Source organism: Fibrobacter succinogenes (assembly GCF_902779965.1).
Lineage (GTDB): Bacteria > Fibrobacterota > Fibrobacteria > Fibrobacterales > Fibrobacteraceae > Fibrobacter > Fibrobacter succinogenes_F.
This window is the reverse complement of record NZ_CACZDK010000026.1, coordinates 50029-67303: the sequence shown is the minus strand read 5'-3', so window position 1 is coordinate 67303 and position 17275 is coordinate 50029. Positions and strand designations below refer to the sequence as shown.

Annotated in this window: 9 protein-coding genes; 7 read left to right on the top strand and 2 right to left on the bottom strand. The window is 48.8% G+C overall.

What is annotated here, in order from left to right:
- Positions 1–63 precede the first annotated feature (63 nt).
- From HUF13_RS12150 to HUF13_RS12135, 4 genes are all read left to right on the top strand, one after another.
- Positions 64–2745 (top strand): LamG-like jellyroll fold domain-containing protein, encoded by a 2682-nt coding sequence (locus HUF13_RS12150; protein WP_173475384.1) that lies wholly within the window; start codon positions 64–66, stop codon positions 2743–2745.
- A 79-nt stretch (positions 2746–2824) separates the two neighbouring features.
- Positions 2825–3802 carry a glycosyltransferase family 2 protein gene (locus HUF13_RS12145; protein ID WP_173475383.1) on the top strand — a complete coding sequence of 326 codons (978 nt, stop codon included), beginning with the start codon at positions 2825–2827 and terminating at the stop codon, positions 3800–3802.
- A gap of 157 nt (positions 3803–3959) precedes the next feature.
- Positions 3960–7817, top strand: a complete 3858-nt coding sequence (gene dnaE, locus HUF13_RS12140; RefSeq protein WP_173475382.1) for a DNA polymerase III subunit alpha — start codon at positions 3960–3962, stop codon at positions 7815–7817.
- Positions 7804–8970: a lipid-A-disaccharide synthase gene (locus HUF13_RS12135; RefSeq protein WP_173475381.1), complete on the top strand. Its 1167-nt coding sequence runs from the start codon at positions 7804–7806 to the stop codon at positions 8968–8970. Before dnaE ends, HUF13_RS12135 begins: the two co-directional genes overlap by 14 nt.
- Here the strand turns inward: HUF13_RS12135 and mutL are convergent.
- Positions 8932–10914: a DNA mismatch repair endonuclease MutL gene (gene mutL / locus HUF13_RS12130; protein WP_173475380.1), complete on the bottom strand. Its 1983-nt coding sequence runs from the start codon at positions 10912–10914 to the stop codon at positions 8932–8934. The two genes, HUF13_RS12135 and mutL, sit on opposite strands and share 39 nt — an antisense overlap.
- 100 nt (positions 10915–11014) lie before the next feature.
- Here mutL and HUF13_RS12125 point away from each other — a divergent pair, with 100 nt between their 5' ends.
- Positions 11015–12313 (top strand): hypothetical protein, encoded by a 1299-nt coding sequence (locus HUF13_RS12125; RefSeq protein ID WP_173475379.1) that lies wholly within the window; start codon positions 11015–11017, stop codon positions 12311–12313.
- Positions 12314–12976: 663 nt separating this feature from the next.
- Here HUF13_RS12125 and thrC read toward each other — a convergent pair.
- On the bottom strand, positions 12977–14317 hold the full coding sequence (thrC, locus tag HUF13_RS12120; protein WP_074207796.1) for a threonine synthase: 1341 nt from the start codon (positions 14315–14317) through the stop codon (positions 12977–12979).
- Positions 14318–14557: 240 nt separating this feature from the next.
- Here thrC and HUF13_RS12115 point away from each other — a divergent pair, with 240 nt between their 5' ends.
- On the top strand, positions 14558–16015 hold the full coding sequence (locus HUF13_RS12115; RefSeq protein WP_173475378.1) for a hypothetical protein: 1458 nt from the start codon (positions 14558–14560) through the stop codon (positions 16013–16015).
- Positions 16015–17256, top strand: coding sequence for a hypothetical protein (locus HUF13_RS12110; protein WP_173475377.1), 1242 nt, complete (start codon positions 16015–16017; stop codon positions 17254–17256). Before HUF13_RS12115 ends, HUF13_RS12110 begins: the two co-directional genes overlap by 1 nt.
- The last annotated feature ends 19 nt before the right edge of the window (positions 17257–17275 follow it).

Here is a 17275-nt window from a genome sequence, read left to right as displayed (position 1 = left end):
GAAAAGGTCTTGTTTTGGTATAAACAAAAAATTAATTTCTTTGGTACTAAGAATGGAGGAAATATGAAATTAAAAAATTTAGCTTCCGCTGCAGCTATAGCTTCGTTAGGAGTGTTTGCTGGGTGCTCGGACTCGTCAACACCATCCCCTGTCGCAAATGGCATTGATGGTAATGTCAACGTGATTGGCGGGGCCGTAGCTTCAAATACGAACTATAATGCAGCGAGAGTTAAACTTTCCCAATATTCGCACTCTGTTGTGAATGAATGGGAAATGGATACCACGGCAGTTGCCCCGGATACCGTCCCTGGTTCTGTAGCAGCCGCTTTCCGAGAAGGAGGAAACTTCGCCATTGAGGCCGATGTTGCAGTCGATTCGTCCGATGCATATACCGTTGCATCTGCTGGTATCGGTGGAACGGGATCTGCTTGGCTGTTGCAGGTCGACAATGGCGAAGTCATTTTTAAATGGCGCGAAAAGAAGGACGATGAGTGGACTGTCCTCAAGGCCGATAAGGATTTTCGTTTAGGGGAATGGAACGATATCCGTTTGGAACATGTGGACTCTTTGAGTGTCCTTATTGTGAATGGCGAAATTGCTGGCGCCTATCAGCATAATGTGCATTTGGGAAATATCCAGGGTGACATTACTTTCGGTTATGACCGTACAGAATCTGATCGCACCAATAGCGATGGCCGTATTGCAGTCATCCGCATTGAACATACCTTTAATATTTATGTAGTTCCTGCTGAATCTTCTGGCAGCGAAGAAGTGACTGAAGATTCAACGCTCGGTGACCGTCCTTGGATTGCCGCTTGGGAATTCAAGGATGCCGAAAATGTCGGTCGCGATTTCTCTGGAAACGGCCATACTGCTGTTATTGGCGAAGGCTCTGTTCCTGCTGCCGGTGGCGTTGCCAAATTCGATGGCAAATCAGGCTTTAGCGTTCCCTTGACTCCGGATTTCAAGATTAACGATTTCGTGATCGAATCCCGCTTTAAACCGGCTAGCTCTTCTCGCTTCAATAACATCTTGGTTTCTGAACCTCCTGGACGTTATGGTGATGGCTGGATCTTCCGCCTTGGCTACGGCAAGCTGTATTTCAATATTCGTGATGAAGCCAATGGTACGGGTTGGTCTGAATTCGAAATCGCCCCTGTTCCGATGAATGAATGGACGGTTGCTCGTGTTGAACGCCTTGGTGACGAAATCAGCTTCTTTATCAATGATACTTTGATAAAAGTTGTTAAGTTTAACGGCGATGTAAGCGACTTGACTTATAACTGGGGCCTTGGCTATGATGCTATGAACCAGGCTATTCATGAACGTTACTTTGATGGTGAAATTGACTACATCCGCTTTGGCGAAAATCTTGAAAGCGCTCCGGTTGAAGTTGTTCCTGTAGATACGACGAAGGCCGACACTGTAAAGAAGGATGTTGAAGAACAGAAGCCGGAAGAACAGAAACCGGTTGAAGAAAAACCTGTCGAAGAGAAGCCCGTTGAAGAAGTTGTCGATACGGCTGAGGTTGTCGAAAAGCCTGTTTCCGAAGTCGAAGGCGACTGGATTGCCGCTTGGGAATTCAATGATGCCGAAAATATCGGTCGCGATTTCACAGGAAATGGTCACACGGCAAAGATTGGTGAAGGTGCGGTTGTCGCTATTGACGGTATCGCAGCTTTCAACGGCAAGTCTGGATTCTCTGTGGCTCTTGCAAATAATATCAACATCAACGAATTTGTGGTCGAAGCCCGCGTAAAGCCGGCTCAGTTTGGCACCATGCAGAATATCATCGTGGCAGAACCTCCTGGAAGAGGCGTTGATGGCTGGCAGCTCCGCATTGATGAAGGTGTTTTGACGGTTCATCTCCGCGATTCTCAGAAGGACGGCGACAACTGGAACATTTTCCCGGGCAAGAAAATGACTCTCGGTGAATGGAGCACGGTTCGCGTTGAACGCAGCAATGATTCCCTCAAGGTTTTCCAAGATGGCGAACTTACGGTTTCTGTAGCTTATACAGGCGATTTGACCCAGATGCGCTATGATTGGGGCCTTGGCTATGATGCTATGAATCAGGCTTTCCACAACCGCTACTTCATTGGCGAAATGGACTACGTGCGCTTTGGCAAGTTTGAAGGTTTTTCCACTGCTGATGGTGTTGCTCCGGTCGAAGTGAAGCCGCTCGCTGCTTGGGAATTCAACGAACCGACCTATGTGGGACTTGATAGAATGGCAAACAATTCTACCCGCAATTTGGTGGGTGCTCCGAAGATTGCTGATTCTACTGTGATTCTCGATGGCGAATCTGGCTTGCAGGTGGCTCTTTCTCCGACGTTCGCTCGCAATACCTTTGCTGTTGAAGCTCGCGTAAAGCCGACAAAGTTTGGCGGAATGCAGAACATCATCGTGGCAGAACCTCCTGGATGCCGTGGCGATGGCTGGATTATCCGCCTCGATAATGGTGTTCTTGATGCTTATTTCCGTGACGAAAATACCGATGGCTCTACATGGAATTCTCTCTACGGCCAAAAGCTTGCTCTTGATGAATGGACCACGATTCGCGTAGAACGCAGTGCCGATTCTATCAAGGTGTTCCAGAATGGCGAATTGACGGTAAAGGCCGCTGCTAAGGGCGATGTGTCTCAGTTGGGCTATAACATCGGTATCGGTTATGATGCCATGAACCAGGCTATTCACGATCGTTTCTTTGTCGGTGAAATCGATTATATACGTTACTTCGAATAGTAGTTTTTTTCCCTTGGTATAATGTATATTTATAGGGTCTCCTCGATTTTTCGGGGGCCCTTCTTTTTTTGGATAATTTATGGTAGTAGACGTTGGAATTATCAATTATAATGGTGGATCGGAACTTACGGAATGTGTCAAGAGCTTGAAGGCTCAGTCTAATCCGGTTCGGGTTTTTGTTTTTGATAACGCTTCGACGGATGATTCTATCCAGATTCTAAGAAATCAGGGGTTTGATTGCAAGATTATTGAGTGTGCTGAAAATTTGGGTTATGCGGGCGCCTGCAATGGACTCCTTGCGCAGATGGATTCCGAGATTCAGGTGCTTTGCAACATGGATTTGGAATTTGATCCTGCTTGGGCGGAAAACTTGCTCAAGTGCTTTGAGCGCCACCCGGAATGCGGTTCTGTGGCAAGCCTTGTGATGGAAAAAAGCGGCTACGTGAATGCGGTGGGCGTGTTGCTTGGCGCAGACCTTTTTGCAAAGAATGAAGGTAGCGGCCTTGATGCTTCTGATGCCGATATCCGCGAAAAAGAAGTCTTTGGATGCTATGGCGCCGTGATGAGTTTCCGCAAGGCGGCGGCGCAGGCGGTGGGCCAAATGGATGCGAGTTTCTTCTTGTTCTTTGAAGAAACGGAATGGTATTTCCGTCATAATTTGGCTGGGTTCAAAACCGTCTTTTGCCCAGAGGCTAGAGTTTATCATGAACGCTCGATGACAACGGTGCGCTATTCTCCGTTGAAATTATTTTATTCAGAACGTAATCGTTTGCGCTCGGCAATTCGGCTCTTGCCTTTTGTTGAAATTTTAAAACTTCCGGTTCGCGGTTTTGTGCGCTATTTGAATATGGCGAAGGGAGGCGTTCCTGGGCAATCTGGCGATGGGAAAAAACTTTCGAAAGTCGCAATTTGCAAGGCTCTTGCTGCGTCTTGGTTGCAGGCGATGCTTGCGTTTCCGAAGGAATGGGCTGTTCGAAAACAGTACGAACGCAAGTATGGGAACGTGACGGGAAAGGTTCGCGAACTCCTTGCTGCATATCCCTTGCAAGAGAAGTAGAACATTAGATGTTGGTGATGGGCACGGTCGCCTACGGCTCTCTTTCAGGTATGGGGTATGAGGTTGTTGTAATTAGAAAAGCTCAAAGTGCCCCAGAGCGAAGCGTGCCCATAGCCCAAAGCGAAGCGCGCCCATAGCTATTTACTAAATTGCTAGCATGGCGTTCGTTCATTTACAGACTCATTCCGAATTTTCGATTTTGCAGGCTTCGGCCCGACTTGATGATATTTTGGCGGCTGCCGCAGCAGAAAATGCACCTGCCGTTGCGTTGACGGACCATGGTGCCATGTTTGGGATTTTGGAAATCCAGACACGCGGAAAAGATTTGAACAAAAAGCGTAAGGAACAGGGTCTCCCGCCGGTCAAAACCGTTTACGGTTGCCACATTTACGTGGATACGCCGAGCGCAAGCCAGAAAGATCCAACGACTTTTGAACGTTTGACGCTCCTTGTCGAAAACGAAAAAGGCTATTACAACCTGCTCCGCATCGTGAGTTACCGTTACGAAGATGGGGACCGCTGGGCTGAAATTCCGTCTGTTCCGCTCGATACGATTGAACAGTTCAAGGAAGGCGTTATTGCGATTGCAGGTGACTTCTTTAGCCGCTATGGGCAGAATGTGGCTGCAGGGCGCGATTCCTTGGCGCTTGAATACATGGACCGCCTGAATCAGATTTTTGATCACGACCATCTGTACATTTCTGTTTGCGACAACGGGATTCCGCAGCAAAAGCGCGTCAATGAATTTAACGTAGAACTGGCAAAGAAGTATGGGCGAGAAGTGGTGGCGGTAGGCGATGTCCATTATATCAAGCCTGAAGACGCTACGGCTCACAAGATCTTGCGCTGTATTTCGCTCAAGGTGACGCTCAACGGTTTTGAGGACAAACGTTTCCCGACGGAAAAATTCTATTTCCGCACCGAGAAAGAAATGGTGGAATTGTTCGGGCATATTCCGGGCGCCATCGAAAATACGGTCAAGATAGCCGAACGCTGTAACTTTACTGTGAAAACCGGTATCGGTGACGAGTTCTGGCCGCGTTTCAAGATTCCTGATGAGTTCCTTGCTTCGGATGAATACCAGAGCATCAAATCCATCATGAAGGCGGAATACGATGCAGAATATCCGGTTGTGCGTGAACGCGAACTCAAGGGCGTTATCAAGGACCGCAAAAAGAAGGTCAAGGCAAATTACTGTGCCGAAAAAGGCGTTGCCGAAGATGCGCTGACCGACGAAGACAATGCCGAAATCGATCGTTTGTCGCAGCCGGAATTTTTTGATGAAGATGACCAGAAGGCTTTGAAGAAAAATGTGCATCGCTGGTGCAAACCGGGTGGCGATGCCGATATCTATATCACACACCTTTGCAATGAACGCCTCAAGTGGCGATTCCCCGACGAAGATTTTAAGTTCCCGGCTCACGAAACAGATGTGGGCAAGCGCATGTACAAGGAACTGAACTGTATCCGCAACATGAACGTCGCAGGCTACTTGCTCATTGTTTGGGACTTCATCAACTGGTCTCGTGAACACGGTATTCCCGTGGGTCCGGGGCGTGGTTCTGCCGCTGGTTCCCTGGTCACTTACATCATCGGTATTACCGACATTGACCCGCTTACATTCGATCTCCTTTTTGAACGATTCCTGAACCCGGAACGTGTGTCCATGCCGGATATCGATACGGACTTTGCAGACCGTGACCGCGGCCGCGTGATCCAGTACGTGACGGATAAGTACGGCAAGGAGTGCGTGGGCCAGATTATTACCTACGGCATGCTCAAGTCGAAGGCGGTGATTACGGACGTGGCCCGCGTGCTCGGGATTCCGCCTGCCGAAGCGAAGGCCATTACGAAGCTCTTCCCGCAGCGCACGTTGAACTTTAGCTTAAAGCAGGCCTGGACGGGTAAAGACAAGAAGGGCAATAACCTGGAAGATGGTTACAGCCCGGAACCGTTGCAGGCGATGATTGGCAGCCGCGCAAGCTACCAGAACCTTTGGGACGTTGCTAAAAGACTTGAAGATTTGCCGCGCCAGACGGGCGTGCATGCTTGCGGCGTGGTGATTACGCCGACTCCGATTTACAACCTTGCGCCTTTGTATCGTGCCGCGCCCGAAGATACTCCGGTGGTGATGTACGATAAGCACTACGCCGAAGACATCGGGCTTTTGAAGATGGACTTCCTTGGGCTTATCAACTTGTCCATCATTCAAGATACGGTGAAGATGGTCGAACAGAACCGCAACATCAAGCTGGTGATGAATAAGATCCCGATTGATGACAAGGCAACGTTCGATCTTTTGGGCAAGGGTCTTACCACAACGGTGTTCCAGTTCGAATCTCCGGGTATGCAGAAGTACCTGCGCGAACTGAAGCCGACGCGAATCTTTGACCTTATCGCTATGAATGCCCTGTACCGACCGGGGCCGATTGACCAGATTCCGCACTTTATTGCGCGTAAAAACGGTAAGGAAGAAATCGACTGCTACCATCCGGACTTGGAGCAGGTGCTTGGCGAAACGTACGGCGTTATCGTTTATCAGGAACAGGTGATGAAACTGGCCCAGATTCTGGGTGGTTATTCGCTGGGTGGTGCTGACAACATCCGCCGTATCATGGCAAAGAAGATGCCGGAAAAGATGGCAAAGCTCGAACCGGAGTTCTTCCAGAAGTGCTTGGACAAGGGCTACGACAAGGCGATGATCCAGAAAGTCTGGGACGCTGTGCTCCCGTTCTGCGGATACGCATTTAACAAGAGCCACGCTGCTGCTTACGCTTACGTTGCTTACCAGACGGCGTACCTCAAGACGCATTACGGTCCGGAATACATGGCCGCATCCATGACCTCTAAGATGGGCAAGACCGAAGATACGGTGACCATCATTTTGGAATGCAAGCGCTTGGGCATTGAAGTCTTGTCGCCGAACATCAACACGTCGTTGGGTGTATTCTCTGCCAATACCAAAGGTCAAATTCTTTACGGCCTTGCGGGCATCCGCAACGTGGGTATTGCTGTTGTCGAAGATGTGGTCGCGGAACGTGAACGCCGTGGCATCTACAAAGACATCTTTGATTTCTGCAAACGCGTGACGGAATACCAGGCCGCGCAACCGGAAAAGCGTCCGCCGCTCAATAAAAAGGTTTTGGAATGCTTGATCATGGCTGGCGCTTTGGACGACCTGCCGGGAAGCCGTGCCGTGCAATGCGCAACGGTGGACCGCGCTCTCGAAGTTGCGATGCGCAGTCAAGAAGACAAGGTGAAGGGCCAGGTCTCCTTGTTTGACTTGGGTGGCCCTGCTGCCATGCCGAATACTGCTGAAGTCTTGGAAGAAGCCGAAGAATGGACGGCGATGGAAATGCTCAACAAGGAACGCAGCGTGCTAGGCTTGTTCCTTTCTGGGCATCCGCTGGACGAGTTCCGCCCGGAATTGCAGGGATTTACGAGCTGCTCGCTTTCGGAAGATGAAATAACTCGCTATGTGGGCGATACGGTCGTTGTGGGTGGTGTCGTTATTCGCATGCGCTCCATCGAAACAAAGCGCGGTGATACGATTGGCTCTGGCGCTATCCAGGACTTCCATGGCGAAGTTGAAATGTTCTTCAAGAAGGATGTGTGGGAGCGTTTGCGCGATTCCGTTTCGATTGATGACCGCGTTCTTGTGAAGGGCGTTTTGGAGCAGCAACGCGACCGCGATGGCTATCAAATTATCGTCGAAGAAGTCATCCAGCTAGACAGAGTCCGTTGCGATATGGTGAGCCATATTCATGTTTCGCTATACTCGGGAATGCTAACGGACGAGTTTTTGGATAAGCTTGAGGTCGAAATGAAGGCCAATTTGGCCGACGAATACTCCCGTGGGTGCGAATTTGTGTTCCATTTGGAGACAGAATCTGGTTTTGAACATGTCGTTCTCTTAAAAAAATATAAAGTTGTATATACTCAGGATTTGTTGCAGTGGCTCAGAACCGATTTGGGCGCACTGAAGGTTTGGGTATCGAATCGTGCAAAACGTTAACGAAGAAAACTCTCCTTACATCCTCTTCTGCGCAGGAGAGGATTCCGGTGACATGATTGGCGCCGAGATGGTCTCGACGGCGGTCAATCTTGGCTTCAAGGTCATTGGTCTTGGTGGCCCGTTGATGCAGGAGAAAGGGCTTCATCCCTTGTGGGATTACAACGAACTCCCGGTGTCGGGCGTCGGCGATGTAGTCCCCAAATATTTCTCGTTAAAGAATGTTTTTGAAGTTTTGAGCGATGCGGCGGAATCGAAAAAGTGCCTGGGTATAATAGCTATTGATTATCCGGGTTTTAATATGCGGCTTGCGGCCCTTGCCAAAAAGTGGGGCAAACCCATGCTTTACGTGGCGCCTCCGCAAGTGTGGGCCTGGAAATCCAAGCGGGCGAGTTTGTTCAAGCAGGCTAGCAATATTCGTTTGGCCGTGTTCTTTGACATCGAAGCTTATGCGTACAAGCGAATGGGCTGCGATACGATTCGACTCAAGCACCCTATAACGGGCTGGGCGTTTGATCGTGTCGAGCCCAAGTCCGATATGTTACTTTTGCCGGGAAGCCGCCGTACAAGCGCTTTGCGCAATCTGCCGTCTTTTGTCAAGGTTGCCGAAAAATACCGCAATATATGCGCAGAATACAATTTTGGCCCGCTTCCAGATGTCGCGGTTGTTGCATCGCGTGAACATTTGGAAGTTCCGCTTTTGGTCGCTCTTGAAAAACTTTATAATGGGCGTTTACCGAGTTGGTTAAAGGTTGTGGTTGCGCCCAAACGTTTGAGTGACCGCATGAATTTCTATTCGGCATATGCGGCGGCGATTACCTCGTTTGGTACAAGTACGCTTGAAATGGCTTGTGCCGCGATTCCGTTTGCGGCATGCGTTGTACCGGACTTTTTGACTTATGCAATGGGAAAGCTGTTGGTCAAGTCCGAATATCTGTCGTTACCGAATGCCATCTTTGGCTGTGGCGTGACACCGGAATTTATTATTCGCCATAAGATGAACGATCGAATGGCTACAGCTATTGTCGATGCCTTGTTCCAGCAAGATATCGGAACCGTTGACGAAATAGCTTTCCGTCTCCGTAAAATTCTAGATGTCGGCAAGACCTCTAGTGAACTAGTGTCTGAATTTCTTGCTCAGTTCGTCAAGCGTTAAACGCATGAGCGTGGGACTTCCGAAGGGTGACTTGAGCGGGTCCTGCGTAATCATCAACTGACTTACAAGCGCTGTAATTTCTTCGGGCTTGAGTTTGTCGCCGGCTTGGTAAGCGTTTGTCTTGGCCCAAGATTTTGCAATGGCTTCTTGGAATTTGACCATGTCGTTCTTGGTATCGTTTTCATCGACATCGTTCAAGAAGTCGTGAACTGCTTTTGCCGCACGCGAAAGCGGGAGCGCACTCGGAATGGAGCGGATTTGGTACGTGTCGCCGCCAAACGGTTCGACGAAAAATCCCAGCTTGCGGAGTTGTTCATCGACGTTTCGGAAAATTTCTTTTTCTTGCTTAGAGAGATCGATCAGTTCCGGAAACAAGAGCTCTTGGCTATCTTGAGAAATATTGTTCTGGAGCGATTCCATCGCTTGTTCAAAGAGCACTCGCGTGTGGGCGGCGTGCTGGTCGATAATCAAGAGGCCGTTGGAATCTTCTCCTGCAATGTATGTGTTTGCAATTTGGAAGAATGATGGCGGCGCCCAAGGCGTTTCGCGCGGTGGCGTGGGCTTCGTGAGGTCCGGTTCCAGCGAAATAATCTTGCCGTACTCGGGGAGCGAAAACAAGTCCTGAACGTCGTCGCTCACGTTGTACTTGGATTTTTTATCCGAAAGAGAACTTGTCGCTTTGGGCGGTTGTGAGTAAGGCTTGCTTGTAGGCACTGTGCTAGCGAAGTTCGGCTGAGCAAAGCTTGGTTGTGTAAACGAGGATGGCGCGGAGGTATGTGCCGCGGCGCTCGGTTGCGATTCCCAAGACAAATCGTTTTCTGCGTTTGACGATTGCGCAAAGGAAGGCTGCGTTGATGGCTGCGCAAAACTAGACTGTGCGAATGGCGCCTGCTGTGTTGACGTGGACTGCGTCGGTTTTCCCATAAATTCATCGCTCAAGTCGATGAATGGCGAGTTCGCTTCTAAATCTTTGGTGAATGTATCGCGGATAGCATGCGTCACGACGAGGAATACCAAGTTGCCGTTTGCGAATCGGACTTCGCGTTTGGCCGGGTGTACGTTAATATCGAATTCCATGTCGGGCATGTCGAGGAACAACACGGTAACGGGCTTGCACTGCGCTCCGTACGGCTCGTAAGCTTGCGAGACCGCCTTGCTTACCATCTTGTTTTCGATGGGGCGGTTTCGCATGAATAAAAATTGGTGATTGCGTTTACCGTTTGTCTCTGTTGTCGGGGAAATGTAGCCCGAAACATGGACGCCCGCTTCGGTGTAATCGACGGGCAATAAGCCTTTGGCGACTTTGGAGCCGATGGCTTCGGCAATGCGGCTGCGGAGCTCGCCTGGAACGCCTGTGAAAACGGTTCTATCGCCGACTTTATAGTCAAAGCGGATTTCCGGATGCGAAATGGCGGTCTTGATGACTATATCTAATATACGAGAACATTCCGATGTTTCGCTACCGAGGAATGTGCGACGCACGGGCGTGTTATAAAAAAGGTCTTCGACGAGGAATGTCGTGCCGCGGCTTGCCTGGATATCTTCTTTTTCGATGACTTCTCCGCCCTTGACGACAATGCGGCCGCTTTCGCCATCTTGCGTGGCGCTTGTAATTGTCAGCTTAGAAACTGCGGCGATAGAGGCGACAGCTTCACCACGGAAACCGTTTGTCTGGAGGTGGAATAAGTCATCTGCGCTTGTTAGTTTGGATGTAGTATGGCGCAAAAAACAAAGTTCCAGATCGGCATTTCCCATGCCTTTTCCATTGTCAGTGACCTGGATTTTTTTCTTTCCACCTTGTTCGATTTGGACTTGAATTCGGGTTGCTCCGGCGTCGATTGCGTTCTCAATAAGCTCTTTGACAGCCGATGCTGGACGTTCTATGACCTCGCCAGCAGCAATTTTATTGATGATTTCATCGGATAAAAGGTGAATTTCAGCCATTTTTCGCTTTTATATGTAGCTTTTTCGTAGTTATTTAATAATTGATTGCTATATTATAAATATAGCTAATGAATTTTTATGAACAAGTGAGGTGAGTGAAATGGTTTCAAATCTATTCCTTCAGCTAGCACACATTGAATTACTGATGTCTTACCCGGTCAAGGACATTTTGACCTTGGTCAAACGAGATTCGCGATTCAACGTGAAACTTCTAAATGATTTGTACTTCGAAGATTCTTACGTAGATGAAAGCGCTTACCGATTCATAATGGACAACATCGTCGCATGGTTGTACGAACGCGGCGAAAATCCAGATGATTTTATCGATCGTATCGTAAAGCGTTGTGCCGCATTTGAAGCAGTTCCTGCTCGTAGCGTGCTCCGCTCTTACTTGCCGTTTGTCTCTTCGTTCTACTCGGCTGAAGATGCCCGTGAACTCTGCCTTGAAATCATTCCAAAACGTTATCCTTTCCTTACGAAATCCAACATTCTTCGTAACGAAATTATTGACGGAAATCGCAGGGTGGACTTCACCTTCCAGTTCGAGACTCCGGGTGTGCTTGCCGCGAACCCCATGCGTTGGATTCGCAGCATGATCAACATCGGACCTCTTCTCTTGAACACTCCGGCATATGAAAACATTAGCTACCTAGCCACACAGACGTCGTTTATCGAAGCTCTTGAAAACAGAGTTCCCGCTGAAATGAAGGATGACGGTGGGGTCTATATCAAGGGTGAATTGGTGGGCCGCCATGCAACGTTTAACGATTGCATCAAGGAACACAACCTTGAATGGAAGAATGAAGTCGAAAAGAGCATTGGTTGCGTCCGCTCTCTGGTGGACATCCGCGACCCGAAGACCGGTGCGCTCCTTATCGAAAAGGATTGTTTCTACGGTGCCCCGGCTTATATTCTTGAATTCAACTTCAAGGCAAATGTGAATGCTTCTGAACCGTTCCTCAAGCTCATGAGCTCTGTGGTGAAGCAGGAATTTGCTGCATGGGCTCCGATCCAGAAGGCTCATGAACAGTTGCTCGATGCCATGAACGATTCTGTTACGATAGTTTATTATAAGAGTGATGACTCGATTTCTGTGAACAGCAAACACCTTATGCGTAACGTTCCGGCACGTATCCTCCGCAACCTTCTCCGTGAATACACGGTGACTGGCCGTGAAGAATACGAGAACCGCGAGTTCAAGCGCGATCCGGCTATTTGCATGGACCCGCTTCGCCCGAACTTCGAGAGCAGGTTGAACCGCGTCATAGCCCATATCAATGGCTCCGACGATCCGGATCATCCGAGCGAAGGCGTAAAGAAGTACTTCGAAATTGAACGTCACCGTCGTGGTGGTTTCCGCTTTGTTCCGAAGTGCAAAATCGTCTTCAGAGAAGAATAGAATTACTTTGTACTAACTTCGGTTGTTCCAATGTTAGGATAAAAAAAATTAACATTGAGCATGGAAGTTGAAAAGGTAAATTTTATTGAGTGAAGAAATAAGAAAAAGGAAAGAACCGAGCCCTTATCAAATTGGTATATTTAGAGCGTTGAGAATGGTTAGAAAGGTAAATCCTGAAACGACTTTATCATTGCTCCCCTCCTGATAGGTTCAAGGTTCTGGAAACCGCTCAATATTTTCTCCTTCTTAGGAAAGGGCTCTTTTAGAGCCCTTTCTCTTTTTGTATAAAAAAGATTTTTAAAAATTTATGCTGGAGGGGTCCCAGCTCGGAGTGGACGCCTACGGCGTCAGCGGCTTCACTCGGTCATGTGCGCCTGCATAGTCTACAAGGCGAAGCAAGCAGAAAACATTATGTTTTCTATTTGTGAGCCGAAGAACTGACGCTGTAAGCGTCAACCAGTCGCCCGCGACTCTCGTTTTGCACGCTACTGCGAAGGCTTTTTGAAGCATAAAAATACCCTCGACTGATGTCGAGGGTGAATTGTAACTGGATCCTTCGCGGTCTATGACCGCTCAGGATGACGCATTAGCAATAGCTTAATGCCATTGGCTAATGCTTATGCATTAGCGACGGCTCAAGGCCATTGAGCTAATGCTTGCGCATTAGCGACGGCGGGCGGCCATTTCTTTCTTCAAGATGTCCATGACGGCGCCGATTTCAGCAGGGGCTTTGAACACCGGGTTTGCATATTTGCTAGCGATGTTTTCGAGCTTTTGTTCGTGATAGGCGACCTTGAATTCTGTGAACTTGAGACCGTGTGCCGTGCTGATAACGACAACGTTTTCGTCCTTTGCAATCTTGCCTTCTGCACAAAGTTTTTCGAGTGCGCCGAGAGCGACACCCGTGTGCGGGCAGCAGTAAAGACCGATGCGGTCGCCGCGGTGAGCGGCGTTTGCGAGTTCTTCTTCAGTGACGCTTACGACCATGCCGTTTGTCTTCTGGATTGCGCGAACAGCCTTCGGGTAGCTGACGGGGTTACCGATCTGAATGGCAGATGCGAGGGTCTTCTTGGCCTGAACCGGTTCGAGCTTGTCAAAACCGCGTGTATAGGCGCGGTAGAACGGGTTTGCGTTTTCGGCTTGAGCGACGATGATGCGCGGGATGCGGTCGATGAGGCCCATGGCCTTGCAGTCTTCGAAGCCTTTGGCGAGTGCGCTCACGTTACCGAGGTTTCCGCCCGGGATAATCACTGTGTCAGGAACGGTCCAGCCGAGTTCCTGGCAGATTTCCGGAGAAATCGTCTTCTGGCCTTCAACGCGGAGGCTGTTCATGGAGTTGGCGAGGTAAATGCGGTTGTCCTTCGTGACTTCCTGGACAATCTTCATGCAACCGTCAAAGTCGGTGTCGAGTGCGAGCACGATGCTGCCGTTAGAAATCGGCTGGATGAGCTGAGCGGTGCTGGTCTTGCCGGCCGGGAGGAACACGATAGACGGGATGCCTGCCTTGGCGCAGTAGGCGCTGAGGGCTGCAGAGGTGTCGCCGGTAGAAGCGCAAGCAACAGCGTCGATCGGGTGGATATTCTTCTTGATGATGTGGTTCACTTGGCTGACGAGAACTGTCATGCCGAGGTCCTTGAAGCTACCTGTATGGGAGTTGCCGCAGAGTTTTACCTTGAGGCTTCCGATGCCAAGATCTTTTGCGAGCGGAGCGGCATCAAAGAGCGGGCTCCAGCCTTCGCGCATGGTGACGATGTCTTCGACCGGAATGTCCGGGAGCACCATTTCACGCTTGCTCCAGATACCGCTCATGTCTTCGGGCTTAAAGCTCATGCGGCGTTCGGCAAAGAGCTTCTTCCATTCTTCGGGGCTGCGGCTGGCGAGCGCTGCGCGGTCGTGTTCGACTTCGAGCAGGCTACCGTCCACCTTGCTGCGGTAAATGACGTCGGTCAGCGGGTAGGTATCGTCGCCGTTGATGTTTCTGAAATGAGCGTTAAACTGAGACATAATTTCCTCTTTGTTTTTCGACCGCAAATATAGCAATTTAGTGGTTAGTGATTAGTGGTTGGTGGTTAGGATTGCAATTAGAACATTCTTTTGACTTTCCTGCTTACTAACCACTGCCTACTTCCTACCGTCTATCTCTCGTCTGTAGGACCGAAGGTCCGTTCTTTCGTCTAATCTCCCTACAGCGATTTTGCTATATTATGGGCGAAATTTGTTACAAGTAAATACTCGGAGTTCTGAGTGAACAAGAAAAAATTTATTCTATTCCCGCTTTTAGCGTTCGTTTTGTCGTCCTGCCTGTTCGATACGGATGACGAAGGCTTGTCTAACTGGCTTTCTGATCAGGGGATGCCTAGCAGCTATAAGGTCCAAACGGTGACTGTTAGTGACTTGAATCCCTTGTCTGCCGAAGTTTATCGTGATACGCTTCCGAAAAGCGCTTGGAGACGTGGTGTGTTTGGTGCCGCAAACAGCATTTCTTATGATGCTGTTCTTGACTTTGCGTTGGATAGTGCTTATCTCGATACCTTGACGTCTTCGGATTCTGCAAAATCTTCTCTGAGTCTGGTACTTTTGGATTCGTATTATGATGACTATTATGTACCCTCGAACTTTTTCCCAATCAAAGAAGACTTGCAACTCAATGTGAGTTGGATTCTTTCGGAAAAATTGAGCAAGAGCGAATTTGATACTTTGGGTAATGCATCCAGTGATTCCGCTTGGTCTCATGAACTTGAATCGTGGAACGCGAAGAGTTCTGCGGATACCATGATTTCTGTTTCTTTAGACAAGAAGGATACTCTTCTCCTAACGCTTGGTATGCCGAAGGCGCTTGTCGATGAACTTCACAAAACCAAGGGCAATCGTCGTTTGCAATTGCGTTTGTCAGCTCCGAATGCTAAGCGTATTTATCGTTTCTATGGTGCTGGCTCTGCCACGTTATATCCGCAATTGGTTTTGGTTGCGCAGGGTAAGAAAGATTATCCGAAAAGCTATCAACCGACGCGTGCTGTGAATATTTATTCGAGTCACGAGACTTGTTCTGATTGCCTTGTAATGCATGGTGGCGGTTATGATTCCTTGTTGGTTGAGTTCCCGTCTAAGCCGATATTGAAGGCTTTGTCTGATTTTTATGGCGATGAATTCCCTTATACCGTGGGAGACAGCAACGATGTGCGTCAGGCCGTCGTGATGGCTATTATAACGTTCTCTAGGGACGATTCCAAGGGAAGCCAAGAAATAAGTTTGCCGATTTTTATGCAGGCTGGTACCTATTTGGATAGTGCTGATACATCTGTTCTGTATTGGGAAAGTTTTACGTCGAAGATGAACAAGTCAAAAATTGAATTGGTTGGACATCCGAATGTGGTGTTCTATCCTGGCGATTCCTTGTCTTTGCAGGTGACTTATGGCATGCGCGACTTCATCAACAGGGCTAGCGATGGCCGTACGTTCAAGATGGCAATTCGATTTAATCATTCCCTTATCTTTGATAAGGAAACGAGTCTTTATGATCATTCTGTGGATCAGGCGGATACGATTAAATTGGCCAATGGGGATTCAATCATCGTTGCAAAAGGAGATTCGCTCCAGGTGATCAAGTCTGATGTGGATTACGCTCGTTACGATTTTAGTACCATCAAGAGCAAACCCGCTACGCTTAAGCTCTGGCTTGCTTCTAAGCGTGGGGAGGAATAATGAAAAAGTTTATTAGCGCATTGCTTTGTGTTTCCAGTTTTTCCTTTGCGTCGATGATTGGCGCTGATGCTCTTGGTCAAGAACAGATTGCGGGTGGTTCTGCGGCGATGGCTGGTCGTGGCTTTGCGGGTAATGCAAAGACGGGCGATGCCGAAGGGACTTCTGTTGTGAACCCGGCTCGTCAGGCTTTTGATTCTAAAGTTTCGTTTAACTTGAACTTCTTGCTCGATGTTTCGACGGCGGATCGTTCGAATTCTCATTTTACGAAGACGAGTATTGCAATTCCTTCGATGAACTTGACGTTCCCGATGACTGATTTTGGTACGCTCGGCTTTTCGTTGTGGCAGCATTATTCTACTTCGATGCGCGAAAGCATCAATAACGAAGAAGAAAACTGGAATGCCGAAATAGAGTACCAGAGCAGCGTTTATGAACTGGTTCCGTCTTATGCTATTAGACTTCCGTTTTTCCGCGCAATCTCACTCGGTGCCTCGGCGCATTTTGTGATGGGTAGTTTTACTCGTAATCTTACGCTTGGGCCGGACAATAGCAAAATTGACAGTGCCGATGTTTGGGCTACGAGCAATTCCGATGTTACGGATCATGTGAGTGGCGATTGGGATATCAAGAGTTCGGCTTACTTTACTATAGCGGCTCAGTTCCGTGGTCGCATGGCTTCGTATTACTTCTCGTTCTCGACGCCTTACACGCTCAAGAATGATCTTGAATACAACTTCAGATTTAGCGAATTGGATACGCTTGCTCCGACTTGTGATTCTCGTTCTATCAAGGTGCCGGCCATGTTTGCTACGGGTGTCAATTATCGTTTGAACAAACGTCATAACGTGATGGCCGATGTTGCCTGGCGCGCTTGGACCCGCGATATCGAGAATGTTGCAGGTAGTTGGAACATGTCACAGGTGACAAAAACGCAAAATGATTTTAATATATCCATTGGATATCAGCGTGATGGAAGCGATGTCTTTTATGATTCCTACTGGGATCGCATTGCATATCGCGCTGGTCTCTGGTACAAAAACTGGTATGTAGAGGATGTATCTGAAATTGGAGGATCCATTGGTGCTGGTTTCCCGCTTGGGAGAAAGGGCACTATGCTGGATCTCGCTATTCAAGGTGGGGTGCGCCTGACGGACGACGACCGCAACTGGAGTGAATCGTTTATTGGTATTCGCTTGGGTTTAGTGGGTGTCGGAAATTGGGGCAAGACCCGTGGTCAGTAAGATTCAATTAGAAGGAGAT